The organism is Candidatus Tisiphia endosymbiont of Micropterix aruncella, from assembly GCF_965178575.1.
In the GTDB taxonomy this organism is placed as follows: Bacteria; Pseudomonadota; Alphaproteobacteria; order Rickettsiales; family Rickettsiaceae; genus Tisiphia.
In genome coordinates this window covers 747,269-773,446 of record NZ_OZ238268.1, presented here as the reverse complement: position 1 = coordinate 773,446, position 26,178 = coordinate 747,269, and the positions used below count along the sequence as shown (strand labels likewise).

The window sequence follows — 26,178 nt, the reverse complement described above, 5'->3', positions numbered from 1 at the left end:
TAATAATTCTTATATCGAACTGAGGTTATATTACATATCACGTTTCGTTTAGAAGAGATGCATATATGTATAGAAATGCTACTTGATGAATTCAGAGAATTTGTCAAACTTAACAATCCTAAAGGCAAGACCGAAGAAGAAAATAATAATCAACATACTAAGAGTAATGAAAATATACAACCATAATCTTAATCAAACGTTATATTCGATAGATGAATGAGGAATACTGCTGTTTAAGTTCATTAGCTAGTGTTTTATCATATATTATCTCTTGGAAATAAGAGCTAACTTTTTCAAGAGGCTTAATAATATCAGCACTTTGTTTACCAATATCACAATTTATATGATTAACTCTTAAACCACGATTTACAAATGCGACCTTAACGCTTAATTGTTCTTGTCCCATAAATCTATGGCATATTGTTTACAATATTCAAGCATATCAACGGTATTAGGATGGTGTATGCCAAATTCCTTAATTTGTGGCTTGCCAAAAAATTTATAATTATATAAATCTTTGCTTTTACAAGCGGCCTTTGCTCCTTTGTTATATAACTCACTTACTTGAACAACATTTTTACTTTTATCCCCATAGAAATAGTGGTATATAGCGTAAGCTTTTTTATAAGATTCTATACCTTCTTTAATGTTACCTTGACTAAGTAAAATATCACCTTGCACTACATAACTTGCTGCTAAATCTGGATCTTCCAAATGATCTACATTCTTAGGATTTCTACGCTCATCTGCTAAAAATATTGTTATAGCTCTATTAATATGATCTAAAGCAATATCTATTTTATTTAATCCTAATTCACTTTTTGCCATTTGTGTATAAATATAACCTAATGCCTCTTGGTTTACAGATTTATGCATATTATATACTTGTTGAGTTTGAGCATAAGCTTCTTGATATTTGCCAATAGAGCTTAGTATTGTTGCCCTAAATAAATAATCTCTAGTAAAACCCAAATCATTAGGATCTAACATTTTCCATACCTCAATGCCTTTATTAACATATTCTAAAGCCTCATTATATTTACCTTGAATAAAAGATATTCTAGCTTTTACATGATACAATATAAATATATCTCCTCCCTCTATCCTATGTTTAAATAGTTTCTCCATTTCGTTAATAATTTCTTCAGCAGTTTTTATATTACCTAAATATACATGAGTTAGAGCAATGTTTAAGCTACAGTTAAATTTAGAATAAATATAATCATAATCATCACCTAGGGTATCTAAAACTTTAAGTGCTTTAGTTAAATAAGAAATAGTTTTTTGATAATTTATCGATGTTACTCTATTGTAAAGTCCTACTCCCACTAAATATCTAGCGTAACAGAATTTTTGATAAGTAGACATTTGCCAAAATTTAAACTGTTCGTCTTGTTCTTTTTGTTCAAACCAGTTAACCATTTGCTTTGATTTATATAGATTCCAGGCATTCATATATGAGGCAAACAATTGCAATCTCAAGTTAAGCATTAAATATATGTTAATATTATATTTTTCAGCATTTTGAAAAATAATCTCTAAATTTTCGGATATAGTCTTACTGGCTCTCCATACATGTGCGGAATGAACCCCCTTTAGCTTAGGTAATTTTAGAATAATATCCTCTAAATATATTCTATTGTTTTCATCCCCATTCATCTCCATTATTTTGTCGCTAACTACATCATTCATTTCAAAAATAGGATTATCCTGATTAGAATCAATATTGCTAATCAACATAAACTTAGATAATTGGTATATATCATCATCCAGAGTATCCTTGTTATCAATAATTATAGCAAGTAATTGTTTTGAGAAACTTTGGTTATTTATCAAAGCTATTTTATTAAGTAAATTTACTGCACTAGGTTTTAATTCTTGAATAGCCATGCTGATATTTGTTGCTATTTTATCAGTTGATTGATAAATTTTCTTTTTATACTCTTCTTTATCTAGACCTTTAATTTTATTGAGTAATTGAGCCCCCTGAACTATAAGTATTGGATAACCACTAAAAGATTGCGTTAAAAATTCGATACTATTTTTATCCTTATTATCCAATAAACTATTAGCCAAAGCTACGATAGTAGGTTTATTAAACAAGGTCATTAATATAACATTAGGTAATCTCTCGTTATTTTGAGAACAAAACACTACATTACCATTATGTTCCCAATCAATAAAGTTCTGAATTTTTTTATTTTCATTAACTTTTAAATTATCAAACACCAATAACCATTTACTAGTAGAAGTTAAATATGACATTACTTCTTTTTTGGCTAGAGTTATTGCTTCAGATATATTAGTTTGTTTAACCATATTGAGTTGTTGGGCTAATTTAACAAATTGTTCATTAAGGTCTAGGTTACAATCAAAAAACCAAATTAGATCATACTTATTTTTATTCTCATAACTATACATCCTAATTAATTGAGTTTTACCTATACCGCTAGTACCCACTATACTTGCTTGTCTATATTTATCTAAATGTTTCTCAAGAATTTTAAGTTGCTGCTCATGATTGACAAAATAACTAACCGGGGTGATTAAATTAGTTATTTGTTCTTTTGCCAAAGTTCTAGTGTTAATGATTAATAATATGATTAATAGTAAAAATTTTTTCATATGATGAAACTGTTGAAAAATAAATTATGCCCTAACGGTACGTATAAAACATATTATACGGATAACTATAAATAATAAGCAGAAATAATTCAACTTAAGTTTGAATATTAATAATAAAAATCATTAAAAAGCAAGAAAGTTTGTTTGCTAATTCTGAACCTAAATTTCACTAACCTAGTATCAGTAGACCATCTTTACAATCTCAAAGTTCGTATAATCCCTTATGGTGATTTTTGACATGTATAACGCCGATAGAGCTCTAAATTATAACCTTATCCCGAATTCATACGTAATCCTTTCGTTAATAAATGAATAGTAATGAAGAAAATAAATAAAACCAAAGTATATTTAGATTTTAACCACCTTCTAGAACATTATTGATTCTCATTTTCAAATATTCTGTTCTAAATATGCTCACTTTGATCTAAACCTACTTATTACCCCTGCTAATATAAGAACAGGGTCATTATTTATTGTTTTTTCTATCATAATATAGTCAATTAATTTGATTAGCTCTTTGCACATAGTATCAAATCCAACTCAATTAACGATAGTTCCTCATCATCACTATCATCTATTGTTACTGTAGTAGAAAGCATTATGCGTTCAAAATAAAAAAAACATAGAGTAAATAAATTATGGTTCATTTCTAGAAAATTATCAACCTGACCTTTTTAGCATTAGCAGCATGCAGTATATTTTCTTGGACATAAAGTTTGTTAATTAGCTTAGCCTCTAGTAAAGTGCCAATTACTACCCAAGTTAAGAAGCAATGAATATCCTTAAAGATACTTCTTATTAGGTTGACGGGACTGTTATAGCTATATTGTTTGACTACGATTTGAATTAATTTACAAAGTGCTTTGTTATTGTATTTATCTTTTGCAACAATAATTTTGATTATAGTAAAATTATTATCCTTGCAGAAGTCAATCAAAGATTCTTTTAATTTTAATGGTTCAGAATAGGCATGTGATAAATATGATAGGATAATGGCTTTTTTACCTATTTGACTAGTCATAACGACATCCCCTCTGTGATTAAACTTAAAGTTATCAAGCTTTAACCACCAAAGAATCTTGAGAGATTACTTTGGCGATCGGGGGAGTTCGAAAAACCGTGAATAGACAGTTACGATAGCCTTTAGGCTTAAGGTGCAAACCTTAAGTCCTGAACATAACTAGCACCTCCCCGACCATAACAATCGCGGGCCACCCCTTTTACGGCTGATGCCTACCGGCTACTCAATAGAGATTTCGACACCCAAAAGTAACTTTGCAGTTACTCTACTTTTGATTTTAAACTATACGTAGATAAAGTCAATGACAGTTTGCATGACAAATGGTTTTTTAATTTCTTGCACGAATCACACAAGGACGTTCTTCGGAAAAAAGGGGATTTACCGTCAGATTATGGAAAGATTTTATTGGGAGTAAAGAGAAAATACCTCTGTAGCTCTTCTATTACGGAGACCATTCAAAATCAGGGGCAAAGCTAAATTCTGCTAAAAAATATGCCTAGCTTTTTATAAAAATATATTACAAAATGAATCTATATCACCTGAAACATATTTTACCCTATTTGATGTAACTGATAAATTGCTTTTATATGTCTGACAATACTAAAATTTACCAATTTAAAGTACATCTTAAAGATATAAGAATCATAAATAAATCAGTACAAAAACAAGAGCAAGTGTTAGATTTTACTAAATATGTGAATAATATTAGAAAGAAAAAATCTCTATTAATAATGATGATATTAATTATGTCTTATACATCAGTTGCTCAAGCGGCAATATCTAATCTTGTTATACCAGTTAGTTATTTTGCTGATCATGTTAAACAATTAACTTTAGTTAAAAATAATTTAATTAAATATAGGCAGACAAGTCTCGTTGGCATTAGTGGCATGGGCAAGACTCAACTTGCAAGAATGTATGCTTATGAGAATAAAAATAATTATGAGCTTATTTGGTTTATTGATTGTAACTTAGATATTAATGAAGAATTTTTAAAACTAGCAAAGTCAATTAATGAAAAGGCTAAGACTAATTTAATATCGAAAGATGTAGGATCAGCAAAAAAAGAAGTGTTATCTTACTTATCAAGCAAAGATAAATGGTTATTAGTATTTGATAATTTAAAGATCAAAGAAAATCACAAGGTGCAAGAATTTATTAATTGGGAACATAATGGTCATGTTATCTTTGCTTCTCAGGATAGTGAGTTATTACCTAATATAGTCAAGATGACGGTCTTTGACAAAGATGATGCTATAACACTTGCTAATAATATTTTAGAAAAAGATGATCCTAAACTAGCAGAGTTTTTAGTTCAAGAATTTGTTGGTTATCCTGTATTGATAGTACAAGGTACACAGTTATTGAACCAAGTACCGGGTTTAAGTCAAGAAGAGTATAAAAAGAGGATACGAGATTCTGCTGATAAAATTCAATCAAACATTACTTTAGCAATTAAGGAATTAAAGCCAAATGCTAAAAGATTACTGAATAAGATAGCTTTAATCAATAACCAAGCTTTTTCCAAGGAACTATTGAAGATTATTGCTGATGACAAAAACACCATTGATGATGATATTTATCAACTGTCTAAATTTGCTTTAATTTCTAATACTGATCCAAATGAAACCAATCCTGTTTTTGAAATGCATGATGTTATTGCTCAGAAAATAGCAGAGATGCGTGGAATTGGGAATAATATAAATGATTTAGAAGAGATTGTTACTAAATTGATAAACTCTGTACCGAAGAGTGTAATGAGGGCTCATGTTTTTGAGGAAGCAAAAACGATGCGTGAAAACCTAGAAATTATTGCAGCAAATACCCAAAAATACAATATTAACATCTATAAACTTATGAAGTTAAATTTACAATTGATAATACGATATGTTAATTTTCTAGATATTTATAATTCAGAGAAACTGATCAGTTGGTTTAATAAAAACGATAAAAAGGGTAAGTTTAAATTATGGCTAATGAATAATGATACAAAAAGTAAATATGCATGTTATTTAGGGTTAATAGGAACATATTATATAAGTTGTACTGACCATTATATGGCAATTAATTATTTTACTAGGGCAAGGGAAGTTTTTGATAATGTTAAGGGATATGGGGCTTTCAAATGTAATATATTTTATTTTTTGGCTATATCTAATATTCACTTAGGTAAAATTCAAGAAGCAGAAGAAAATATTCAGGTTATGCAGCAAATGTTTACCGATGGTTTAGTAGAGAAGAGAGATATAGGTTATATATATGGTTCTAAAGCAAGGTTATTATTTGTGCAAGGAAAATACCTAGAAGCATTAGAACAAATTAATAAAACTATAGAAATGTTTATTAAAAATGGATTACAGCCGGATGATTTATTTCTTACAAGTAGTTACATACGTAAAGCTGCAATACTTAACTCTCTTAATCAATATCAAGAAGCTTATGCTCAAGCTAAACAAGTATATGACATGCATAAGATAGTAAAGAAAGAAGATCATGAAGTATTTGGTCGAATCTTTACTCAAATGTCAAGAGCTGAACTAGGATTAGGCAATGCTCAAGAAGCTCTAGGTTATGCTCAAAAAGCTATAGTCATATTTATTAATGATTCGGCTAGATCTAATAAAGATATCAGCATTTCATCAGATACATACTTAGCCAAGGCTTTTGTTGCTGAAGGAGATGCATTAGCAGCTCTTGGTCAGAATGAAAAGGTAGCTGAGTCCTATGCTTCAGCAGAAGTATTATATTATAATAATTATCGGGATAATATGAAAAATGTCGATGGAGTAAGCTACCTGTATTGGGCTGCAGCAAAAGCGACTTGCAATTTACCAAATAAATTTTGGTATACAAAATTTAGCACCCAACTCATAGAAAAATTTGGTGAAACCCACTTTAGAAGTATAGATCTTTTGAGTAAGTGTAAAAACTAATAACAATTTGATAAAATATTCACTTTTGCCCCAAATTTACTTTTTTTGTATGCGTTGTTGTAATATCCAATTAATAAACCTTTTCTCTAGTTCTTTTTTGGGTTCGGGTTTCGAGTAATTAAACACTTCTAACATAATATTGACTAGATCGACTTCAGTAACTTCTAACTTAAGGTTTTTTATCTCTTCTATTACAGTCTTAAGTACTTTTTCCATCAATTCAAAATCATCATTATTTAAATAATTTTTTGTTTCAATAAAGGGATTATATAAATCTTTAACGGTTACACCTAGTACATCGGCTACCGTTTGTAACAACTCTGCTGAAGGTTTTTTAGATATCCCCTTTAGAATATTGTATATATTATTTTTCTTTAAACCAGCTTTTCTTTCAAGTTCAGTAACTTGGTAATTACGGTCTTTAATAATTTTATCTAAATTTTTTTGTAATGTTGTATATGACATTATGTTCTAAATAATTTAATTATTTTTTAGTTACATTTATGTTCCACTATGTATTAATTCGCACATAAATGTTTTTTTGTCAAATTTTATATGCATAATTATTGACATTAGTAATAAAAGTGTTATACATATAATTCTATATATAGAATTTAAAGGCAAGACATAATTAAACAACATCATTTTTGATGTTGTTTATTAAGAGCTAATCATAATAAAAAATAAAACTTACTAAAACTAGTAATCTTTGTAGGTCGGCAAACTTTTAGAGAATACTGGTTAAACTAACAACGCTTTTTACAACGCAGATAACTATGTTTATAGCACAAAACCATTCCGAATGCAATAACGCAAGGAATGAAATTAATAAAATAACCCTCACTGGTAATATAGTACCGGGTATTTGGTATCATAAATTGCTACGTTCGTGTGGTAAGTCAGATACCACTACTATCGCTATTCTGTCGGTGCTAGTCTTCTTACATCGGTATAATGGTGATACTGAGTTCCAATTAAATTTCAATTATTTCAAAAATAAATCTAATTTTAGTAAGTGGTGTCATCAAGTCAATAATACTGCTAGACCAAGATTGTACCTTATTACTTTGAACAATTTAATCATACATTACGTACGTTTCGATTATATCAATGTAATAAAACAATACATAGCCTTATATTCTACCACACATCTTGCTCCAATAATTTAATGGAGGAGTAATATGGAAATTGAAAAAACCTTTAACATAACCATAGTAGTAATAGCGGTGGTGTATATAGTTGTAATGTTTAACTTTCTGATGAATATGGAAAAACGATACAGGACAAGTGGGCAAGCAATGCCATCTACTGGCAATGCAGTGCAGGTGGCAACAGAACATGCAGCCAAATGTACCTTAGACCCAATATTGACAGAGCTGAGCAGAGTCAAAATATCCAGTAACGGTTCAGTAGCAATCAATCAACCAAGTTTATCTAGATTTACAGAGGTTATAGCGGAAAGGAACTAAAACATGAATTATCAAATATTAGCCTTGGCCATTGGAGTATTTAGCCTAATCATCGGACAGATATTATTAATACTACTCTCGGTCAAATGGCTTAATCAAATCAGAGCAACCTGTAGTGACATCAAGGTTATTTGCAATAATTTTTCTAACTTTTACATCAAAGCACAAGATGAAATAGCAGCTCTATATCAAAAGACCACAGAGCTAGCTAATAGTACAGTTAAGAAAGAACATCATATATTACATGCTACCTTTCAGTTAGAAGACATAAATATGAATCTTAAAACACTACTTGATGACTTTAAAGTATTTGCTAGCTCTAGCAATACTACGCCACAGACCAAGGAACAAAAATAATTAACATTAGACTTCTTTCGAAACTAGACAATGATGTAGAATGGTGTTATAAATATCTGATTTGAAGTAATAATGAAATTCGATCAGATTAAAGAGTTAGAGGATGAAAAATTTCGTCGATTAACAGGAGTAAAGAAGGGAACATTCTCAAAGATGGTGGATATTTTGAGGCAAGCTGATGGTCTTAAGAAATCAAAAGGTGGGCGTAAAAATAAGCTCAATTTGGAGGAACAGTTGCTGATGGCCTTAGAATACCTTAGAGAATACCGTACTTATTTCCATATAGGTCAGAACTATGGGATTAGTGAAAGTTCAGCATATAAAGCTGTTAAATGGGTAGAAGACACCCTAGTTAAACACCCAAACTTTGCTCTTCCAGGTCGTAAAGCTCTAATGAAGAGTGATATGAATTATGAAGTAGTCTTGATTGATGCTACTGAGAGTCCTATAGAAAGACCTAAAAAAAACAAAAATTCTATTATTCAGGAAAGAAGAAAAGGCATACACTAAAAACTCAAATAGTGGTAGACAAGAAGACACACCAAGTAATATGTACAGATTTTTCTAACGGTAAAAAACATGACTTTAGATTATTTAAGGAATCCAAAATTCTTATCCATTCTAAGGTTAAAGCGATTACTGATACAGGATATCAAGGTATACTACTCATAAATGAAGAGTTGCAAAGATAGGAAAGATATTATAAAGTTTAGGACATTATGAGAAAGAATGTATTGACAGAAGAACAAAGAGAAAAGTTGAAGGAACGTCATAAGACAGAACGAGACGGACGCATACGTGATCGTATTAAGGCAGTTTTGATGTATGACGATGGGTATAGTAATGTAGAGATTGCTAAGGTACTACTCTTGAGCCACGAAGCGATAAGAAAACATATTGTTGATTATCAAAAAGCCAATAAGCTTGATACCGACAATGGCGGTAGCACAAGCAAATTAAGTGATGGTGATAGGGCAGAATTAGTGACTCACCTAGAAGCAAATAATTATGTTTATGCTAAAGATATCATGCATCACATTGAGAACAAATATGGGGTGACATATACGATAACGGGAGTAACAAAATTACTATACAAACTGGGTTTTGTTTACAAGAAGCCGAAAGTAGTACCGGCTAAGCTGGATTTTGACAAGCAAGAATTATTTAAGTTAAACTACAGTTTACTAAAAACGTCAATTCGGGATAAGGATTAGTAAAAATGCTTTAGCTATAACTAATACAAGATTTTGGATATGTATAAATTGCATTTCTGTGAATTCATACATTAATTGCTCTTCGTAGTGTATATATGTCTGCTATTTTTACTAATCCTTATCCCGAATTAACGTAATTTGTAAATAGTCTGATTTAGTGCAATTGACGAATGGTGTCATATTATTATCATCGATTAAATGCGAAGAATATTTAAGTAAGTTGCTGATTAATTGTTGAGTTTTATGTTTCTTATGATAACGATGTGTATATTCATGACAAAGAGCTATAAGATGTTCAGAAAGCCAAAACCAGTTATTTCTATTTGAAGATGCCCAAATAGTACAAGGGTGTTTCAAATGGGTAGGTTTATAAATATCAGGATAGACAATTTGACTATTGCAGAAAATAGCAGTACTAAGTAATTGAGCAGACTCAACTATCATTTTTAGGACTCGTTTATTATCAAGTGCCTGTGCTGATAATATTGGACAAATATTAGTAATAAAAATGTTCATAATATGTGTGATTTATAGACCTTGTTACAACAGAGATGTAAGATAAAATTACGACTTATCTTTTGAGTCAATCTTTACTTGGTCATACATTTCATACAATGTATGTTATTACAAATGCACAGCAGTTTGTTTGGTGCTTATAACTTCAATTTTCACGAATCAAATGATATCAAGTCTGAACATGCTCCTAAATCACTTACATCACTTGTGCAAGTAGCCTTTGTATCATTAATTATATCAGTTAATTTTAAATATTTACAAATCTTCATTAGTATATCAGTAGATATCTCAAATCCTTTTTCAAGAACACATTTTGTCTGTACTATGTTAGTAATCTGAAAATAAGACTCACTAATACGATTATTTAGTTTTACCCATAAATTATTAATATCACTTGTATTATCAATTCCATGAGCTTCTAGTCCTTGTTTTATATAATGTATGAATAATAAATTTTCTCTCACCTCTTGATATTGTTGCAAAATATTTCTATGTGAAGCATTTAATGACTGTGTTTCATCAACTATAATAGGAATAACACATGCAGATAGTTTGTCAAGTGCTTGTCTATAATCAACAAAATTTTGATTGTTACTATTATTAACTAAATCTAGAACAGATGTACCATTATTGTTTTTTATATCTATATTAGCTCCTTTGTTTAGTAAAGTCTTAAATACATCAATATTATTTCTCATTACTACCACGTGTGCCACAGTATCACCATTTTTGTCTACTAAATCAATATTAACTCCTTTGTTTAATAGATGTTGTACTAAATTTCCATAATACGCAGCTATATGTATTAGAGAAGAGGAATCTTTAAATGGACTACCTTTATATTTGCATAAAGAATTAACCTCTTGGTGCTGTTTCTCCAATAAAATATCTAATAATTTAGGACAATCATTATGTATTGCCTTAGATAATAAAAGATCAGAAAAGTCAACCGCATAAAAATATTCAACCATCTTATCTTTATGTTCTAACAAGTACTCCAGTATTTGGTATTGTTCTTTTTTTATTGCAACATCTATTGGATATTCACAATTATATACAACATTAATATTACCACCATGTTCTATTAGCATCTTTACAATATCAATATTACCCTTTGTTATCATAACATGTAACAAGGGCATTGCGTTGTACTTGGCATTTCTCGGGTTAGCATTTTTTTCTTCTAATAAAAAATTTACAATTTTATTGTGATTATTCACTGCTGCTGTAACTAATAAATGTGTGAGGTCATCATGAGCTTTGTGATCAAACAACAGCTTCACTATATTTAAATGACCATGATATATTGCTGATTCCAACGGTGTTTTTTGTTTATTATCTTTAGTATTAGGATTAGCTTGGTGTTGTAACAGAAACTTAACCATGTTAATATTACCATCAGATGATGCTATGTGTAATTCAGTTCGTCCACTATAATCTATAGTATTAATATCAATATTAGTAATCTTGGGTAATAACAATTGTATTATATGAGTATTATCATTTTTTACTGCTTTAAATAATTCTTCTTTAGTTACTGTTTGCAATTTTGTTAATAATAGTTCTACTATCTCAGTAGAATTATTAGATATTGCTGATCCCAACGGTGTTTTTTGCTCATTATCTTTAGTATTAGGATTAGCTTGGTGTTGTAACAGAAACTCAACCATGTTAATATTACCATCAGATGATGCTATGTGTAATACAGTTCGTCCACTGTAATCTATAGCATCAATATTAGTAATCTTGGGTAATAACAATTGTACTATTTGAGTATTACCATTTCTTACTGCTTTAAATAATTCTTCTTTAGTTACTGTTTGCAATTTTGTTAATAATAGTTCTACTATCTCAGTAGAATTATTAGATATTGCTATATACAAGGGAGAATTGTGTAAGAACGCAATATTAACATCAGTGTTACCATGTAATAACAACTCTACTATTTTTTTACTCTTTGATTTTACTGCTATATGTAATAGAGTGTTACCTAAAGAATTTTTAGCATTAACATCAGTGTAGTACCCTAATAATAATTCTACTATTTCTACATTATCTTGCTTTATTGTTGTATCTAATATGCTTCTTACAATATTATGATCAATATTATGTCCTAAACATACATTTAGTGCATGAGTATCATTCTTTTGTATAAGTCTATACAATATCATAGAATCTATAGAGTCTAAAGATGGTTCTTGCACAGAAGATGCTCTAGAACTTGTACTTACCAGCTCTGACAGCGATATATCTACAATGGGAATACTAGAAGGTACACTTTTTTGGGTAACAAATGTCTTTGGTACAGCAGTTCCTCTAGAAGGTGTGCTTATCTGTCTTGAAAATGTTGATGGTATATGCTCTACAGATAATCTATCTACAAATGACTGTTTGAAATCAGAAAATATGTGACTCTCTTGATTTTGGTTGTCAGCTAGATTCTTAAGTAAAGCTAGTTGACATTTTGACAAATCTAAATTTTCTAGATTTTGTTCATTGTTACTAACAATTGTTATACACTGTGTTTTATCCTCTGCCTGAATTGCATTCAACAACTGTTCGCTTAGAGATAGTTTTCTTGCTCTACTAAAAAAACGCTTCAATTTACTATACATATCTTTCTATAGTCTCATTCTTAATTTTTACAGATCTTTGTTTATACGAATTGTCTATCCCATTAAAAAAATAATACTAATATTAATCCTTGGAAATATCTACAAAAAGTACTTGCAACAATCCAAGCTTATAAAGCCAATAAAATTGCAGATAATGATCGAAAAGCTTATGCCTCTTGTCTTTAACTGACTAATAATCTCTATTAAATGAGCTAAAGAACGCCCTAACCTATCTAGCTTCCAAACAACTAAGCAATCCCCTTTCATAAGAAAATTCAAAGCTTCTTCTAAACCAGTTCTTTTTATTTTTGCTCCACTGGCTTGATCTTTAAATATATTGCATTGATCAACTCTAGCTCTTATCAAAGCATCATCTTGCAAATCTGTATTTTGTCTTTCATCTTCAGACGAAACTCTTAATATATCCGACCAACATCCATAAAACCTAATATTTTTTTATTCGTACATTATATCAAAACGGCAAAGTTTGTCGTATGGTTTTTTTTCCCTTTTTGGATATTTTTTGTAACGTGCCAAGATAAATTACCTAAGTTGAGCTAGATTATTTTGCCTTATTCTAAGTCCTGTTAATCACTCATCTTCAAATTGTTCTATTTGAAATTTAAAATTTTGGTAGAAATGAATTGCGTTAAATGTAATGTTCCACTGACTTCTATCAATTATTAAATTGTCTTCAATACTTTCAAACGAGAGATCATGCTATCAAATTGATAAAAAAATGTAATCATTTCTTTTAGTAAGGCAAAATAATTTGGTTCAATTTAGGCAATTTATCTTGGCACGTTACACTTCCTGCATGCTCTAACTGTTTATATAACTTAATCCAACTCAAACGCAACTTAATCTTAGCATCCATTACAAATGACCTTATAAGTCTCTAACTTAATTCCTATTAGAACAAGCTTATATCTTAAAAACATGTTATAAGTAGTTGTAAGAGGGTGACTTGAAACAAGCTAGACTGAAATAGTCGTGAACAGAATAAGTACCCTCTATCGTTAAGTTTGCTTTGAACAAATTGCAGAAGGTACTGCAGTGCAGTAGCCTTGCACAATAAGATGAAGGAGATTATACTATGAAAAAAATAATAGGTCTAGATGTAAGTAAAAAATGGCTTGATGCATGTATATATGTATCAAACAATAAACCAATATATCAGCGTTTTGCAAATGATAATTTAGGTCATGAGGAATTTATAGAACTGACGAAAAATCAAGGAATTGAGCTAATAGTGTGTGAACCCACTGGAGGATACGAGGCTGAAATTTGCCAAAAATTATATAGTAATGGGCAACGAATTCATAAGGTAAATACTTATAATTTTAATTCATTTAGTAAGTCAGTAAATTTTTGTAAAACTGACAAACAAGATGCTTTTAAACTAGCGTATTACGGTGATAAAATGCAACTTACCGCAAATTACTTATATCAAGTTGAATCAGAAACTTTGAAGAGATATCAGCAAAGACGGGGAGATTTAGTATTGATGCTTAGTAATGAAAAAAAGAGGTTGCATAATAGCATTGATGGTATTGACAAAGAGAGCATAGAAAAACTGATTAAATTTTTGCAAAAGGAAATAGCGGAGCTTGATGAAAAATTAAATGAGCTGATAGATGGATCACAAGAGCTACAAGAGAAAACAAAAATATTAGAAACGATACCTGGTATTGGTAAATGTCTAGCTAGTAAATTAATTAGCTTTTTACCTGAGTTGGGGGATAAAAATTATAGTAGTAACGAATTATCAGCGATGGTTGGGATAGCTCCATATGCTCGGGATAGTGGTAGTAAACAAGGTCGAAGATTTATTAGAGGTGGCAGGAAAATACCACGAGATGCACTATATATGGCAGTACTAACAGGTAAAAATGGCTTTCAATATTTAAAAGCTTTATATGACAGACTTATTAATAATTTTAAACCTAAAAAAGTTGCGACAGTAGCTTGTATGCGTAAATTACTGGAAGTTTGCCATAAGCTTATTCAACAAAAACGTGTATTTGTTGTTAATCAATAATATTTTTTATTTATATAAAATACAGATAAAAAATATTGAATTTTTTTAAAAAGATAATTGCTGTAGTAATCAAGTTTAGATACTATTTTATCTTACATCTCTGTTGTAACAAGGTCTATAAATCACACACATAATATGAATTACACTCAATTTCTTTAATTTGATCTACCGTTCTCATATCGAATGTCGATAACAAGGTGTATGACCGTATTTGGTAACAAGGTAATTGTCCGTAAATAGAGTATAAGTCTCTCTCAATAACAATAGAAGAGAGAGGTTATGCCAAGTAAGACAAAAATATTACAAGAGGTTATAAAAATGCGATTTGAAGAAATATACGACAGATACGATAGAGGAGAAATTAGCAACGAAGTTGCAGCAGATTTATTAGGATGTAGAGAGAGAACATTTAGACGAAAGAAAGTGAGGTATGAAGAAAGTGGATTTTTTGGTCTGTTAGATAGAAGGATAGGTCATATGCCACCTAACAAAGTAGCAGTAGATGAAGTAGAGCAAATGCTAAAATTATACGAAGAAACATACTATGATTTTACATCTAAGCATTTTCATGAACAGCTAGTAAAGAAACATAAATTTAAGCATAGTTATAATTTTGTTAGGATATCGCTGCAAGGATGTGGATTAGTAAGTAAACTTATTAATAAGAAGCCTCACCATCGTCTTAAAAGAGCTAGGAAGTCCATGGTTGGCATGATGCTGCATCAGGATGGTTCTACCCATGAGTGGATTTATGGACTAGGGTATCATCCGGACTTGATAGTGACAATGGACGATGCTAGCAATGAAATATATTCAGCATTTTTAATAGAGGAAGAAGGAACAGCAAGTTGTTTTATAGCCCTGACAGAAGTCATAGAAGCTAAAGGGTTATTTAGTTCTCTGTATGTGGATAGAGGTAGCCATTATGCTTACACGGCAATAGCCGGTGGTAAGGTAGATAAGAATAACCCGACACAAGTAGGAAGAGCGTGCAAGCAACTTGGCATTCAGCTTATCCATGCCTATTCCCCAGAGGCGAGAGGTAGGTCAGAGAGGATGTTTGGCTCTCTTCAGAAGCGGTTACCACAAGAATTCAGAGTAGCTGGTATTAGAACGATTAGAGAGGCAAATTGTTATCTCAAGGAAGTTTTTGTTCCAGAATATAATGAGCAGTTTTGCGTGACCCCAGAGCTTAAGGAGAGTGCGTTTATCCCCTATACTGGGAGGGATTTACAAGATGTATTATCGATTCAAGAGGAAAGAGTAGTAGCAAAAGATAATACTGTTTCCTATAACAAAAAGCTCTTGCAAATCCCAAGTAATGACCAGAGGTATCATTATGTAAAATGTAGAGTAATGATACATGAATACACCAATGGAGAACTGGCTATTTTCCATGGTGCTAGGAGAGTAGCAAAATATGATGCAAGTGGCAAGGTAATTGTGGAGTTAAGCAAAAAGGCTGATAGCGTCAATATTGCAGCGTAAAGGGAGCTAGTTATTGTGAATCACTAACTTTAACTGGTTGTGGAATTATGGATAACTTCTAACGAAGTTTCCCACAATTCCACAACCACAACCATCTAAATTTTAAAAAATATTTTTTAAGAATTTTAAAAAAAAGATTCACAATAAAACGGACAATTACCTTGTTACAAAACCCGGACATTTTAGAATGTTATTGACAGTTTGTTATTTTTTTGTTGATTTTTAATATTGGTCACCATACAATTAGCTCCTGTTTTTTCTTTTAGAAAATAGTGGCATGGGGGTTAGATTTTAAAAATTTGCTATTCTTTGCTCTAACCTTAGTGCTTGAACACCACACCACGTGGGTCACTACTAATATATTACCCTCATCACTAACAGAGTCTAGAGAAGTTTTAGCACCTAGGGTGTTGTTTTATGAAATTCGATAAGTCTGCGGTAAAACGGAGACAGTGGGCAAAATTATCGTTATAGTTAGGGGCTAATTATTTTAAATTTTTTATCTGAGATTGGTCAAGGTAAGTAAGCTCGGTAATGACGTCAATAAAACCAATAAATTTGGATTTCAGTTAGTCTTCAGGAAAATAACAATACAAAACTAACTGAAAAAGTAGTGGAATCTATAATAAATAGAATTAGGATAAAATAGAGTTTGTGTATGATATTATAAGGAAAGTATTAGAAAAATCTTAATACAATACACTAAGGAAGCTGGAATTAAAGAATAAGTTTCATCCCATAAATTAAGATATTTCTATTTATTTGGTTAAAGAAGCAAGACTCACTCTCACTAATGGGGCTGGGGTATTAGGCATACCATTACTTACATTTCTTGCAAATTAAATAGATAACATTAAAAGCCAAGATTACTGGTATTAAAGATATTAAAAATGAGATTTCAAAATATCTTATTATTACTGGAGAGGAAGTTGCAAATATAAATGCAAGGTTGTAAGATACAGCAGTCATGGTACCTTTAACCTGACTATTAAACAGTTGTGTTAAAACTAATAAACAAAGATTAATTAGTCCAGCAAGGAAAAATTGATGGCAGCACAGAAAAAACAGTAAATATATATTATCTTCCTTTGATAAACCATAGTTAAGTAGTATGTAGATTATAATGAAGCTACTGCCTAAATATTTAATAATTTTCTTTGCCTTAAATTTATCTATAATAATTCCCCAAATTGGGGATATAATAACTGAAAATATTAGACTAATAGTACTGTAGAAATAAATTTTAGTTATATCGTAATTATATAATTTACTTAAAATAGTAGGAAAATAAAGATTGTTAATACATAGGCATGCTGGAAGCGTCATTATTATAGTAGCTTGAATTAGACTTAGCGTATTGGATTTAGTCATATATCCTAAAAAGCTAGAATCCCTATCTTGAATTATAGGAATCTCCGGTATGTCTTTACGTATCCAATAGCCCAGAATACCAACCATCCCTCCTAATAGAAATGGAATTCTCCAAATATATATAACTATCTCATTAAAGGAATAATAAGATGTAATGCAATACATTATTAAGCTAGCTAAAATTGCTCCTATAGTAGCACTGCTAATTAGAAGGGATATTTTAAATCCTTGAGATACTTGCTGATATTCTGTTAAGAAAACAGCTGTACTAGGTATTTCCGCAGAGTAAGATAGACCCTGTAAGAACCTTAGAAAGGTCAATAATATTGGAGCATATATTCCTATATTATTATAGTTTGGCAATAGTCCAATGCCAAAAGTTGATATTGCCATAAGTCTTATACTAATCAACATATTAGTCTTACGACCTAATTTATCTGAGATTATTCCAAATATTAGACTACCAATTACTTTGGCTACGTTTCCTGTTGCAAATATTAATATAGTTTTTAACATATTTATGTTTGTATTCCCTTCCGGGAAAAAAACATACGATAAATATTCAGCTAATAACGCGTAAATTATATAATCATAATATTCAAGAACTGCACCTATATTATTAATTATATTTATTCTAAAATTTTTACTCATTAGAACTCAATTATTCTGTTTTGATAATAAACATATTTTAAATATGTTTAACTAGGCTCTTATATATTTTGATTGATTTCATTAGTAACTATAATCTTCATTTATAACTAAGTCAGAAAGTTTAGTTAATTGGCTTATTACTTCTGGATGTAACAATGCTTCTTTAAGCTCTTCTCCTCTTACGATACGACCATCAATAAACACTTCATCATTAGTTTTATTAGTTAAAATTAATTCTCCTTTCTTTCCTATTGCCTTTATATAACCAACTCTATAACTATCATTAACTTCTTTAAAAACTACTAGTTTACCGTCAAATCGCTCTAGTTTCTCTTCTATTCGAAGTTTAAATATATCAAATCCATCTGAAATAAGTTTATTTATATTATAAATCAACATCTGTGATAAAGATTTTATTATATTATCAATATTAAATTCTCTTGCTGTTTCAATTTTCATTGATGTAGTTGGTTGTGATACCAGTGCTAAATGTTCCATTTCCGAATTGACATTTATCCCTATTCCAATTAGTACTGCTGTATAATTATTACCATTACCTTGTTGTTTAAAAGGAGGTGGAAATGATTCAACTAAAATACCAGAGATTTTTTTCTTGTTTATCAATACATCGTTTATCCATTTAATATTAGAGTCTATTCCTTCTTCAGATAATAACTCGATTATTGGTAACACAGAGACTTGTGGTATATAGAATATTTTATCAATATCTTTTTCATTTAACAGAAACCCATATGTAGCATACACGTTAAGACTATAAGGAGAAACCCATACCCTATTTTGTTGTCCTATACCACCAGTTTGAGCTTTTGCTGTATATAACGACCATTCATTTGGTTGTAACTCTTCTAACTGCCCTCGTGCATAAACTTGGGTAGATTCAATAAGGTCAAAATGTGTATGTTTAAATGTTATATCGTATATTTTTTCTGATTTAGCATGTATGTTTCTGCTTTTCATGGCATACCTCATAATTAAATGTTGTCTGTTATCTTACTTAAATCAAGAGATAGACTCTTTATTAAGTGACCATTGATATATCTTAATAGATAATTAAATTACATTCATAGAATTAGCCTGAATATTGCACGATCAATTATCACAATACCCACAAAGTATTGATAATATCAGGAAATACAGTAATTTTATAAAAAATATAAATTTACAAAGTGTATTTTTAGATAATCGACCTGCATGCCTTTTAGTACAAGACCTACACGACAGAAAATTGCTGTCATCATGCAATATTCAGGTTAGGAGTCTTCTTCATTCATAGGATCGTATAACTTTATATAATATAGGGAATATGTTTTGATATGCAAAGTATTTTTATAAGGAATTTGCGAAGATAGTTAAATTTAATGCTAACTATGAAATAATGACATATATAGTAAAATACATTAAATTAGGTGATAAAAGCATAGAAACAGTTTCGAACAATTTCCCAAGGATTATTGACATTTCTCTCTTACTTATATTAAGCAATATCACATAACTTTCACTATAGTTGTTCCTAGGAAGGCATTAGTCATAGCTACAGTGATAGGTGTCATGCAAATTACACGAACTCGGAATAAGCAACAAACAAAATACTTCGCATTATGTAATAACATAAATAAACTTGAAACGATAGTGAAAAACCTTCAAAAACATGCTTCAAGACATTTGGTTTTGAGAGTTGACTATTTTTTAAATTTGGACATAAATTTAGATTTTTGATGAAACAATTTTACTATTGCATAATTGCCACTAAACTTAATATTATCACTATTTCTTATAAAAATACTTTACATATCAAAATATGTTCCTTACTATATATGCAATATAATAACTTTGGAAATAAAGGAATTTTCTACGTTTACTCTTTAAGGTTTGTAAGTCCAAGATTAGTTTGTAGAGCAAGTTAATAAGAAGGAAACTAGAAAATACGGTTAATTTATATCCCAATTATAATAGCAATGTATAGTTTTAGAACTAAATTTACTACTACAACATCAATTAATAATAAACTATGCAAAATGAATACATATCCATTAAAAATACTCAAACAATCAGTAAAGCACAATTCACTACAGATTATTATGAATCTCAGAAACCTTTATTAATAAAACAAGGTGCTACTAATTGGCCTGCAATGACAAAATGGTCGGAAGATTATTTTATAAAAACAATAGGTAATTCGCAAGTTGTACTTAATGAATTTAAGCATACAAAAGAAAAAATTTTCCGTACTATTCTACCACCCATGATTATGGAAGAGGCTATTAATATAATGAGGCATAATAAAGACAAAACAAAAAAGTATAGTATCCTAAGAGATTCTATGGTAAACCATCATCCTAAGCTTCTCACAGATGTGTATGATATTCCATTTCTAGATACAGATATCTTTTACTCAAAAGATTTTTGGTTTGGCGATGGAGGAAACGTTACATCCATCCATTTTGATGCGGCTGACAATTTTGTTATATCAATACTTGGTGAAAAAACATTTTACTTATATCATCCAAGTGAAACATATCTTTTATATCCACATAATCTAATTACTGAAGGACGTTTTAATTTTTCTCAAGTCCCTAGTCGCTTCTTGTTTGATATAAAGCATTATCCTCTCTTTACTCAAGCACAATGTTATAAAGTTACTATAAAACCGGGAAATATATTATACATTCCATCAGGGTGGTGGCATGAAGTACATACACATAATCAAAGAGCCGTAACAGTAACATATTTTTTTAATAAACACCAATATCCTTGTTTACTATGGCATTTCATAGGATATCAATCTTGCAGATTACATGAAATTAAAGAGAACGAGATAGTGCAAGAATTATTATACTTTACTAATTATAGTAATTGTTTTGATAATGTTTATAAGTTACTAGCAATTAATCAATATTGGTTGGCAATAATTTTAGTTGGAGCAATGCTTGAAAATCTAATAAAAGTTGTTACATCTCAAAGTAATCGTAAATCTTTATTTGATATAATAGAGCAAGATACTTCCATACCTATTTGTAACAACTTAATAAAGACAAAGAACTGGAGAAAATGGCAAGTAATAATTAGGACTGCAATGCTTGAAGATAATAATAAACTTAAGTGTTATGATTTAACTAAATTCATTGAAGAGGTTCAAGAATTTGTCTTTAATAATAAGTATTTAATAAGCAGTATGGAATAACACTTTTTAAATAGTAAATTCAAATAAACAAAAAAAGTCAACAGATCAATAATTTAAGATATATCTTATTAGTTCTTTAGACTCTGATTTAAAATATTATGATTTTGTGATCTGTGGCATGATTGCAAAATACTTAGGAGAGGTTTTTCCTCTTTAAAATGAATAAAGCGTTCTTATACAAATTTTTACCATTTTGCAGTAGATATATCAAGGTTTTCTGCACAATTGTAGGAATAGTTGCTGATATTTATGGTCAAAAAAATATTTATTATTGTTCTATTACAATAGTATTATTGCCTATTTATCAGCATAAATGCTAATTATACTCTTTCTATTTTGAAGATTGATTCCGAGATTCTAGGATATTCGCGTACTCACATACACTTTGTACGCTTTGCTCGCTTACCTCCTACGCTTCAATTCTTCAAATTACTTTAGTATATATAAAGAATAGAAGCAATTATTATGTACATTAAAAATTTATTTATATCTTTGCATTATCTTAAAATTATTGTAGTAGTAATGTTAGCCTTACATTCCTTTGCTGAAGTCACTAAAGTTATATATGTTTATAATGACATTGGAGTAAGTGCTGAGTCACTCAAACAAACTGTTAATACATTAAAAAATATTACTACAGGATATAAAATTCAACTTATTGACGTTGAAGGAATACTAAAAAAAGACTGGATTAAAGATGCAGTTCTATTAATAATACCTGGTGGAGCTGATAAACCATATGCTCAAAAATTAAATGGTAAGGGAAACAATATTATAAAGCAATATGTAAAAGATGGTGGAAGTTATTTAGGAATATGTGCAGGTGCCTATTATGGTTCAAAGTTTGTTGAATTTGATAAAAATGGTTCCTTGGAGATTTTAGAAAAAAGAGAATTAGTATTTTTTCTAGATAAAGCTATTGGTCCAATTCTTGCACAATATGATTATAAAACTAATAGTGGAGCACGTGCGGCTTTACTTAAATTAAATCCCGACCTTCATATAAAAGATTCTTTTAAAGACTTTTCTGTTTATTATAATGGTGGTTCTTATTTTCAAAATGCCAATTTATATGAAAACGTTAAGACTATAGCTTATTATAATATTAAGAATAATGTATCCTTATCTGCTGTTTTGAAGATTAAATATGGGCATGGTACGGTAATATTATCTGGTGTACATTTTGAATATTCTTATAAGTTGCTAAATGCTGGGAATCCATATGATGTAAAACTTTTACCCATATTAACAAAGAGTGAAACTGCAAGAATCAAATTTGCCAAATTAATATTTGAGTTCCTTGGAGTAAAAACGAAATCTTAGAAACTCAACGGTGTGATCTGTACGAAAAATTACTATAAGGGGGTTACTCGGCATATTGAAAGATAATTAGTATCATTATTGTATAATTACCACCAAACTTACTATCTCCGCAAACTTTTTACAAATATACTTTGCATATCAAAATATATTATAATATTATATCAAAGTTATACAATCTTATAAATAAAGAAAACTCTTAATTGTGTGAATGTAGTTTAATTTTAATTATCTATTTAAGACACATATCAATGGTAAATTAATAAAAAATTCATCTCTTTTAGATAACAGGTAACATTTAACAATGAGGTATACCATGAAAACCAGAAACCTATACTCTACATCAGAAAAAATGTACGATATAACATTTAAACATACACATTTTGACCTTATTGAATCCACTCAAATTTATGCGAGAGGGCAGTTAGAGGAGTTACAACCAAATGAATGGTCATTATATACAGCACAAGGTCAAACTGGTGGTATAGGACAACAGAATAAGGCATGGGTTTCTCCTTATGGTCTTAACATATACGCTACATATGGTTTTCTGTTAAATGAAAAAGATATTGATAAAATGTTCTGTATACCGCAAGTCTCTGCGTTACCGATAATCGAATTATTATCTAAAGAAGGAATAGACTCTAATATTAAATGGATAAACGATGTATTGATAAACAAGAAAAAAATTTCTGGTATTTTAGTTGAATCATTTTCAAGTCCCTTTAAACAGCAGAGTAATGGTAATAGTTATACAGCAGTACTAATTGGAATAGGGATAAATGTCAATTCGGAAATGGAGCATTTAGCACTGGTATCACAACCAACTACATCAATGAAGATTGAAACAGCAAGAAAATTTAATATTGATAATATAATAAAATCTTTATCACAATTATTGATTTATAATATAAATAAACTTATTTCATATGGATTTGATATATTTAAACTTCAAATAGAAGAAAAGCTAGAGCGATTTGACGGTAAACCAGTAGTTCTTAAAGAATTTAATAATAGTTATAAAGTTGGTTATATAAAAACAATAGGAGAGAAAGGAGAATTAATTTTAACTAATAAAACTAATGATGAAGTGTTTATTAATGGTCGTATTGCAAGGGGGGAAGATCTTAAAGAAGCATTGCTAAATCCAGAAATAATAAGCCAATTAACTGAACTTTCCGGCTTAGTTATAACTGAAGACTATAGCTACTAATGAGAGGGGTGTTATAGCACTTAACCAAGCTTTAATTTCCTCAGGGCTTGTGTCAAGTGGTTCTTTGGTTAATAAATCATCAACCTCTACTTGAGTGAATCCATAAGATTTGGCAAATTTTTCATCCAGTATTTTTCATCCAGTAGGGTGTATTCACGAACATTATTCAAATCCGAAAATAAATTAGCTTTAGCAATCCGGCTATTCTAACATAAGCATAGAAGTTTGAATAACTAATAATTTTATGCTCAGTACAGGACAAAGAGATTAAGGAGAGAATAAAAAATAGTAGATAACGCGTAGCCAAAGCTCTATTACTTAGGTTATTGAAGACTTAAGAGGCAAGAGAATGAGTACAGCGTTATCACAATTAATAGGAGACTACTTTTTTAATAGTTTTGCAAGCATAAAATTAATAGAACAAATAATATTAGGATTACTGCAAGTGAGAGATGTAAATCTTACCCAGCTTGCCTTAACGATAAAAGGAGATAAGCAAGAATCACGCTATAAGAAATTACAGAGATTTTTTGCCAAATGTGAATTATCATATACGTCCTTAGCCAAGTTACTGGTTAGGTTGGCTGGAATTGATGCTGAACAATGGTTACTAGTGCTTGATCGGACAAATTGGAAATTTGGCAAGCTTGACATCAATATTTTAGTATTATCTATTTGCCATAAAGGCATTGCTATACCAATTATGTGGGATATGTTGCCAAAAGCAGGAACTTCTAATAACATTGAACGTCAGCAATTAATGGAAAGGTTTGTTACTGTATTTGGCATAGAGAAGATGTCAGCATTGCTTGGGGATCGGGAGTTTATTGGTGATTTATGGCTAAAGTTTTTAGCCGATAAAATGATACCATTTTATATTAGAATCAAAGCCAATCTTACCATTGGTAGAGCAGAAGATGAGTTAGTTACTGCTAATCATTTAATTAAGAAGTTACAGAATGGTGAATATATGTTGTTTAAAGGAAAAAGATATTTGGGTAAGAATTATAAAGGATCTAAAGTATCTGTAGCGGCATTGCGTAATGATCAAGGAGAATTAGTAATCATAGCTACCAATGATAACCCTAATATAGCACTAAATATATATAAAAAAAGATGGGAAATAGAAAACCTTTTTGCTTGCCTTAAGACTCGAGGCTTCAATTTTGAAAATACCCATATAATACATTTAGATAGAATTAGTAAATTGCTTGGTTTACTTGCTATAGCATTTACTTTTGCTTATGTTGTGGGTCAATGGCAAAATTCTATCAAACCTATAAAGCTTAAAAAACATGGCAGAAAGTCTATCTCCTTATTCAGGTATGGCTTAGATTACTTGCAGAGAATATTTTTGAATATTGAAGAAATGATGGGAAAATGGATGGAAGTTATAACAAAATTTATTAAGCCAATGATACCATCTTTACTCCGATTATCACCTTGTTAATCTCTTTGTCCTGTACTAAGAATTTTATGTCTATCGTGGTTCTGAAATTGTCCACTACGCCCCGCCACTTTGGTACAAGTTGTCGTTTTTCAAAAATATTGCAGCGGGAAACGTAGGACAGGTTCAAGTTTTTTGCCCCTGACGTTTAAGGTTCTGAAATACGAATTTATCATTTTGCGTTTTTGAAGCATTTCAGAACCTTTGAAAGTTTCATAGGTCTCAGATGCTAGAGTTATCAGCATTGTAGCGGTATCAGTAAATTTATCGTCTGCTTCATCATAAGTTTTCAGTAAACGATCAATTTCATATTGGCGATCTTTTAATTGTTGTTTTTTTCTTTGAAATTCTTTTGTGCTAAGTTCTCCATTGAGTCGCAAATCTATTAATGAATTTAATCTATTCTCATTTTCGGTATGTTCTTTCTTTAATGAAGCTGTTGTTTGGTCATGTTCAGCTTTTTTTAGCTCATTAACCTGAATTCGATGTAACTTGTTACATCGAACTTTCGTGTTATATATAGAAACAATCAGGTTTGAAGCGACTGCCCACCTGATTGTTAAAATATAACACTCCATTCAATATGTGATTTTAATAATTAAAATCACATATTGAATGATGAAAAAAGTTAAAATGCACTCGCGTCAGCCGCTTCAAGAGTGCATTTTTCCTTATAACAAAGCCAGTTCGATATA

The 26,178-nt window shown here is 30.1% G+C and carries 21 protein-coding genes and 1 pseudogene; 12 read left to right on the top strand and 10 right to left on the bottom strand.

Annotated features, from left to right (window positions below):
• Positions 1-199 precede the first annotated feature (199 nt).
• From ACN1AG_RS03805 to ACN1AG_RS03795, 3 genes are all read right to left on the bottom strand, one after another.
• Positions 200-406 carry a hypothetical protein gene (locus ACN1AG_RS03805; protein ID WP_417905511.1) on the bottom strand — a complete coding sequence of 69 codons (207 nt, stop codon included), beginning with the start codon at positions 404-406 and terminating at the stop codon, positions 200-202.
• The gene (locus ACN1AG_RS03800; protein ID WP_417905510.1) at positions 388-2,625 is read right to left on the bottom strand and encodes a tetratricopeptide repeat protein; all 2,238 of its coding nucleotides are present in this window, start codon (positions 2,623-2,625) and stop codon (positions 388-390) included. The genes ACN1AG_RS03805 and ACN1AG_RS03800 overlap by 19 nt, the downstream gene beginning before the upstream one ends.
• Positions 2,626-3,274: 649 nt before the next feature.
• The gene (locus ACN1AG_RS03795; protein ID WP_417905509.1) at positions 3,275-3,646 is read right to left on the bottom strand and encodes a hypothetical protein; all 372 of its coding nucleotides are present in this window, start codon (positions 3,644-3,646) and stop codon (positions 3,275-3,277) included.
• Positions 3,647-4,233: 587 nt separating this feature from the next.
• On the opposite strand from ACN1AG_RS03795, the gene ACN1AG_RS03790 reads away from it, so the two are divergent.
• On the top strand, positions 4,234-6,579 hold the full coding sequence (locus ACN1AG_RS03790) for a tetratricopeptide repeat protein (protein WP_417905508.1): 2,346 nt from the start codon (positions 4,234-4,236) through the stop codon (positions 6,577-6,579).
• Between the two features lie 36 nt (positions 6,580-6,615).
• Here ACN1AG_RS03790 and ACN1AG_RS03785 read toward each other — a convergent pair whose 3' ends face one another.
• Complete coding sequence (locus ACN1AG_RS03785) at positions 6,616-7,044, bottom strand: helix-turn-helix domain-containing protein (RefSeq protein ID WP_367363993.1); 429 nt, start codon at positions 7,042-7,044, stop codon at positions 6,616-6,618.
• A 311-nt stretch (positions 7,045-7,355) separates the two neighbouring features.
• Here ACN1AG_RS03785 and ACN1AG_RS03780 point away from each other — a divergent pair, with 311 nt between their 5' ends.
• From ACN1AG_RS03780 to ACN1AG_RS03760, 5 genes and pseudogenes are all read left to right on the top strand, one after another.
• Positions 7,356-7,748 carry a hypothetical protein gene (locus tag ACN1AG_RS03780; protein ID WP_417905507.1) on the top strand — a complete coding sequence of 131 codons (393 nt, stop codon included), beginning with the start codon at positions 7,356-7,358 and terminating at the stop codon, positions 7,746-7,748.
• Positions 7,749-7,760: 12 nt separating this feature from the next.
• Positions 7,761-8,048 (top strand): hypothetical protein, encoded by a 288-nt coding sequence (locus tag ACN1AG_RS03775; RefSeq protein WP_417905506.1) that lies wholly within the window; start codon positions 7,761-7,763, stop codon positions 8,046-8,048.
• A 3-nt stretch (positions 8,049-8,051) separates the two neighbouring features.
• Positions 8,052-8,405 (top strand): hypothetical protein, encoded by a 354-nt coding sequence (locus tag ACN1AG_RS03770; RefSeq protein ID WP_417905505.1) that lies wholly within the window; start codon positions 8,052-8,054, stop codon positions 8,403-8,405.
• A gap of 72 nt (positions 8,406-8,477) precedes the next feature.
• Positions 8,478-9,079: pseudogene (locus ACN1AG_RS03765) on the top strand (IS5 family transposase); the annotation flags it as partial.
• 45 nt (positions 9,080-9,124) lie between these two features.
• Positions 9,125-9,619: a helix-turn-helix domain-containing protein gene (locus ACN1AG_RS03760; protein WP_417905504.1), complete on the top strand. Its 495-nt coding sequence runs from the start codon at positions 9,125-9,127 to the stop codon at positions 9,617-9,619.
• Between the two features lie 111 nt (positions 9,620-9,730).
• Here ACN1AG_RS03760 and ACN1AG_RS03755 read toward each other — a convergent pair whose 3' ends face one another.
• The 3 genes from ACN1AG_RS03755 to ACN1AG_RS03745 form a co-directional block, all read right to left on the bottom strand.
• Complete coding sequence (locus ACN1AG_RS03755) at positions 9,731-10,135, bottom strand: pyrimidine dimer DNA glycosylase/endonuclease V (protein ID WP_417905503.1); 405 nt, start codon at positions 10,133-10,135, stop codon at positions 9,731-9,733.
• A 152-nt stretch (positions 10,136-10,287) separates the two neighbouring features.
• Positions 10,288-12,750: an ankyrin repeat domain-containing protein gene (locus ACN1AG_RS03750; RefSeq protein ID WP_417905502.1), complete on the bottom strand. Its 2,463-nt coding sequence runs from the start codon at positions 12,748-12,750 to the stop codon at positions 10,288-10,290.
• A gap of 99 nt (positions 12,751-12,849) precedes the next feature.
• Complete coding sequence (locus ACN1AG_RS03745; RefSeq protein ID WP_417905501.1) at positions 12,850-13,131, bottom strand: recombinase family protein; 282 nt, start codon at positions 13,129-13,131, stop codon at positions 12,850-12,852.
• A 715-nt stretch (positions 13,132-13,846) separates the two neighbouring features.
• Between ACN1AG_RS03745 and ACN1AG_RS03740 the strand changes: the two genes are divergently transcribed.
• A complete protein-coding gene (locus ACN1AG_RS03740) occupies positions 13,847-14,791 on the top strand; it encodes an IS110 family transposase (protein ID WP_417905500.1) in 945 nt (314 codons plus the stop codon).
• A 279-nt stretch (positions 14,792-15,070) separates the two neighbouring features.
• Complete coding sequence (locus ACN1AG_RS03735; protein ID WP_417904587.1) at positions 15,071-16,279, top strand: ISNCY family transposase; 1,209 nt, start codon at positions 15,071-15,073, stop codon at positions 16,277-16,279.
• Positions 16,280-17,098: 819 nt separating this feature from the next.
• Here the strand turns inward: ACN1AG_RS03735 and ACN1AG_RS03730 are convergent.
• On the bottom strand, positions 17,099-18,301 hold the full coding sequence (locus ACN1AG_RS03730; protein WP_417905499.1) for an MFS transporter: 1,203 nt from the start codon (positions 18,299-18,301) through the stop codon (positions 17,099-17,101).
• 81 nt (positions 18,302-18,382) lie between these two features.
• Positions 18,383-19,279, bottom strand: a complete 897-nt coding sequence (locus ACN1AG_RS03725) for a biotin--[acetyl-CoA-carboxylase] ligase (protein ID WP_417905498.1) — start codon at positions 19,277-19,279, stop codon at positions 18,383-18,385.
• 1,051 nt (positions 19,280-20,330) lie between these two features.
• Here ACN1AG_RS03725 and ACN1AG_RS03720 point away from each other — a divergent pair.
• The 4 genes from ACN1AG_RS03720 (at position 20,331) to ACN1AG_RS03705 (ending at position 25,486) form a co-directional block, all read left to right on the top strand.
• Positions 20,331-21,503 carry a cupin-like domain-containing protein gene (locus ACN1AG_RS03720; RefSeq protein WP_417905497.1) on the top strand — a complete coding sequence of 391 codons (1,173 nt, stop codon included), beginning with the start codon at positions 20,331-20,333 and terminating at the stop codon, positions 21,501-21,503.
• A 465-nt stretch (positions 21,504-21,968) separates the two neighbouring features.
• The gene (locus ACN1AG_RS03715) at positions 21,969-22,826 is read left to right on the top strand and encodes a BPL-N domain-containing protein (protein WP_417905496.1); all 858 of its coding nucleotides are present in this window, start codon (positions 21,969-21,971) and stop codon (positions 22,824-22,826) included.
• 313 nt (positions 22,827-23,139) lie between these two features.
• A complete protein-coding gene (locus ACN1AG_RS03710; protein ID WP_417905495.1) occupies positions 23,140-24,036 on the top strand; it encodes a biotin--[acetyl-CoA-carboxylase] ligase in 897 nt (298 codons plus the stop codon).
• Between the two features lie 349 nt (positions 24,037-24,385).
• Positions 24,386-25,486 (top strand): IS4 family transposase, encoded by a 1,101-nt coding sequence (locus ACN1AG_RS03705; protein ID WP_417904556.1) that lies wholly within the window; start codon positions 24,386-24,388, stop codon positions 25,484-25,486.
• Positions 25,487-25,575: 89 nt separating this feature from the next.
• Here the strand turns inward: ACN1AG_RS03705 and ACN1AG_RS03700 are convergent, their stop codons facing one another.
• Positions 25,576-26,061 (bottom strand): hypothetical protein, encoded by a 486-nt coding sequence (locus tag ACN1AG_RS03700; protein WP_417905494.1) that lies wholly within the window; start codon positions 26,059-26,061, stop codon positions 25,576-25,578.
• Positions 26,062-26,178 lie beyond the last annotated feature (117 nt).

Bases quoted from the DNA above. Each gene is read 5' to 3' on its own strand.
- ACN1AG_RS03715 (WP_417905496.1), top strand. From the start codon at position 21,969: ATGTACATTAAAAATTTATTTATATCTTTGCATTATCTTAAAATTATT.
- ACN1AG_RS03770 (WP_417905505.1), top strand. From the start codon at position 8,052: ATGAATTATCAAATATTAGCCTTGGCCATTGGAGTATTTAGCCTAATC.
- ACN1AG_RS03740 (WP_417905500.1), top strand. From the start codon at position 13,847: ATGAAAAAAATAATAGGTCTAGATGTAAGTAAAAAATGGCTTGATGCA.
- ACN1AG_RS03760 (WP_417905504.1), top strand. From the start codon at position 9,125: ATGAGAAAGAATGTATTGACAGAAGAACAAAGAGAAAAGTTGAAGGAA.
- ACN1AG_RS03795 (WP_417905509.1), bottom strand. From the start codon at position 3,646: ATGACTAGTCAAATAGGTAAAAAAGCCATTATCCTATCATATTTATCA.
- ACN1AG_RS03730 (WP_417905499.1), bottom strand. From the start codon at position 18,301: ATGAGTAAAAATTTTAGAATAAATATAATTAATAATATAGGTGCAGTT.
- ACN1AG_RS03725 (WP_417905498.1), bottom strand. From the start codon at position 19,279: ATGAAAAGCAGAAACATACATGCTAAATCAGAAAAAATATACGATATA.
- ACN1AG_RS03750 (WP_417905502.1), bottom strand. From the start codon at position 12,750: ATGTATAGTAAATTGAAGCGTTTTTTTAGTAGAGCAAGAAAACTATCT.
- ACN1AG_RS03785 (WP_367363993.1), bottom strand. From the start codon at position 7,044: ATGTCATATACAACATTACAAAAAAATTTAGATAAAATTATTAAAGAC.
- ACN1AG_RS03710 (WP_417905495.1), top strand. From the start codon at position 23,140: ATGAAAACCAGAAACCTATACTCTACATCAGAAAAAATGTACGATATA.
- ACN1AG_RS03805 (WP_417905511.1), bottom strand. From the start codon at position 406: ATGGGACAAGAACAATTAAGCGTTAAGGTCGCATTTGTAAATCGTGGT.
- ACN1AG_RS03775 (WP_417905506.1), top strand. From the start codon at position 7,761: ATGGAAATTGAAAAAACCTTTAACATAACCATAGTAGTAATAGCGGTG.
- ACN1AG_RS03800 (WP_417905510.1), bottom strand. From the start codon at position 2,625: ATGAAAAAATTTTTACTATTAATCATATTATTAATCATTAACACTAGA.
- ACN1AG_RS03735 (WP_417904587.1), top strand. From the start codon at position 15,071: ATGCCAAGTAAGACAAAAATATTACAAGAGGTTATAAAAATGCGATTT.
- ACN1AG_RS03720 (WP_417905497.1), top strand. From the start codon at position 20,331: ATGCAAAATGAATACATATCCATTAAAAATACTCAAACAATCAGTAAA.
- ACN1AG_RS03700 (WP_417905494.1), bottom strand. From the start codon at position 26,061: ATGGAGTGTTATATTTTAACAATCAGGTGGGCAGTCGCTTCAAACCTG.
- ACN1AG_RS03705 (WP_417904556.1), top strand. From the start codon at position 24,386: ATGAGTACAGCGTTATCACAATTAATAGGAGACTACTTTTTTAATAGT.
- ACN1AG_RS03755 (WP_417905503.1), bottom strand. From the start codon at position 10,135: ATGAACATTTTTATTACTAATATTTGTCCAATATTATCAGCACAGGCA.
- ACN1AG_RS03790 (WP_417905508.1), top strand. From the start codon at position 4,234: ATGTCTGACAATACTAAAATTTACCAATTTAAAGTACATCTTAAAGAT.
- ACN1AG_RS03780 (WP_417905507.1), top strand. From the start codon at position 7,356: ATGTTTATAGCACAAAACCATTCCGAATGCAATAACGCAAGGAATGAA.